Genomic DNA, 2,058 nt, shown 5'->3' with positions numbered 1-2,058 from the left:
CCTCCTGATTTGTGTAATTGTCAACGCTGTAATACCAGATGTCGCGCCAACCCTCGGTACTCGACTGAACAGCCCCGGAGTATGTTGAAAATCCCGTGGTTGGAGTAGCTACACCATGTGCCGTCCATTGATAATAAGTGGCCCCCGGCTCATCTCTGGTGAGAGTAACCGTTGGGTTAGTTATATACCAACTGTTATTGCCGTCAGGAGATGTGGGATTTACTGAAAGAGTAGTTACCGGAGGAGTTGTGTCACAGGTAATATCCAAACTTATATCGTCGAAGTCGGCGCCACAATACCCTTTATCCTGGCCAGCTTGCAAATCCCACGATATCTTAATTGTCCAGCTTCCCGTTGTTCCCGCCTGAATGTTGCTTTTTACGTCTATGTTGCTTTGAACATTCCAACTACCTGTGCCTGTCCCTCGCGTTGCAGTGTCTGTCCATGTATAACGGGTGGTTGAACCGGGGTCAATTAACTCAACTTTAATATCGTGCTTCCTAGAAGCATCGGCCAGGGCCCATTTTCTCCACGTAAAGTTCAAAGTTGCGCTAATAACCCCGCTGTTTACGGTAAAATTCTGGGTAGCATTACCGACCCAAGCGGCCTCAAACTTCGTTTGGCCGCGCATACAACCCGTGCCATCGGCCGTAGCCGTATCGGTGTTATATAAAATCCCGTCGTCAGTACTACCGGTAGCTGCTTCAGAAAGCGTCCAGCCGCTTAAATTTCCATTAAAAGTCCCATTGGTTATAACATTGGCAGCTAAACTAAGGGTTGAGAAAATTACACACAAAAGACCTATGGTTAAGACTAAAAAACCTTGTTTAATTCTCTTTTTACTTCTTAAAAGAGATTTCATTTTTAGCTCCACTTCCCCAAACTTTAAAATCAAAATTTTAACTAATACGGCTATTGGACGACTTCTTCCGTTTTTGTGGTTATTTGCCCACCCGACTGTTGAATTTTATCGTTGCTGTCGAGATTGCTTCGCCCCGACGAAACATCAGGACTCGCAATGACGCTAAAATATGTTATTTTGGCCATCAATTAACAGTCTCCTCATCAATAAGCACATTATATTTTTCAAGCAAGTCTTTTGCCAGTCCATAGTCCGGATTAATTTCCAGGGCTTTTTCCCACTCGGCTACGGCTTTTTCTTTATCATTGTTTTTTAAATAAACCAATCCGAGCTCCAAGTGGACTTCGGCCATATCAAATCCATAAGGATTAATCTCAACTATTCTTTCAAGTTCTCTTTTGGCCTTGTAGGGCTGTTTTTCCTCCAAATACATTTTTGCCAACATAAAGCGAGCTCCAACAAAATCTTCGTCGTTTTTAACAGCTTTTTCTAACATTTTAATTGCCAAACTATTAGCTCCCGTCGCTTTATATACAATTGCCAAATTATAATATACCTGAGCATTTTCAGGTCTTAGCTCAACTGCCTTCTTGTATGCCTCTATCGCGCTATTAATTTTACCTAAAGCTTCATATGATTGACCCAAAAGATATTGTGCCTCAAAATCATCCGGGTTTTTTAAAACAGCTCTTTCTAACTCGATTACCGCCACCTCAAACTTTTTTTTCTCGTAAAAATCAAGCGCCTTTTCTCTGTAATTTCCCGTATCCGTTGTAGAAGAGCTCAACCCACCCGTCTGCGTATACAGAAATGTGGGTACACGAAAATAGACAGATAAACCTGCCCCTCCCAATAAAATTATCACTAAAACCCCTAAAATAATTTTTTTCCTTTTAGAGACTTTTTTAAATTCGTGTTCTCCTACTTGACTCACCTTTCCTTAAATCAACTTAAAATACCCTTACTTTAATTATCGTAATTTTCACCGATTTTCTTTAATTAATAAAGAAAGAATGCCCAAAAACTCTGCGATATTAAACCACTCAATATAAGCGTAGTCTATTTTAGAGATTGCCAGCGAGATTACTTCGTCCTCCGACATAACGTCGAAGTCCTCGTAATGACGGGTAAGGGGCCCCGCGATCCTCGTGATGACGTCTTTACCGTCACTGCGAGCCCAAAGGGCGTGGCAGTCT

At 41.8% G+C, this 2,058-nt stretch carries 4 protein-coding genes; all 4 read right to left on the bottom strand.

Translation table 11 applies throughout. From position 1 onward, the window contains the following. Nucleotides 1-862, bottom strand: an 862-nt coding sequence (locus Q7U95_RS00920) for a hypothetical protein (RefSeq protein ID WP_308751401.1), incomplete at its 3' end; no start/stop codon positions are given. A gap of 50 nt (nt 863-912) precedes the next feature. Continuing rightward, a complete protein-coding gene (locus tag Q7U95_RS00915) occupies nt 913-1,050 on the bottom strand; it encodes a hypothetical protein (protein WP_308751400.1) in 138 nt (45 codons plus the stop codon). Then, a complete protein-coding gene (locus tag Q7U95_RS00910; RefSeq protein WP_308751399.1) occupies nt 1,047-1,796 on the bottom strand; it encodes a tetratricopeptide repeat protein in 750 nt (249 codons plus the stop codon). The genes Q7U95_RS00915 and Q7U95_RS00910 overlap by 4 nt, the downstream gene beginning before the upstream one ends. A gap of 48 nt (nt 1,797-1,844) precedes the next feature. Then, the coding region (locus Q7U95_RS00905; RefSeq protein ID WP_308751398.1) for a hypothetical protein at nt 1,845-2,058 on the bottom strand (214 nt) is incomplete at its 5' end.

This window comes from Candidatus Oleimmundimicrobium sp., assembly GCF_030651595.1.
Taxonomy (GTDB): domain Bacteria; phylum Actinomycetota; class Aquicultoria; order UBA3085; family Oleimmundimicrobiaceae; genus JAUSCH01.
The sequence above is the reverse complement of the archived record's forward strand: the minus strand, read 5'-3'. Positions and strand labels throughout refer to the sequence as shown.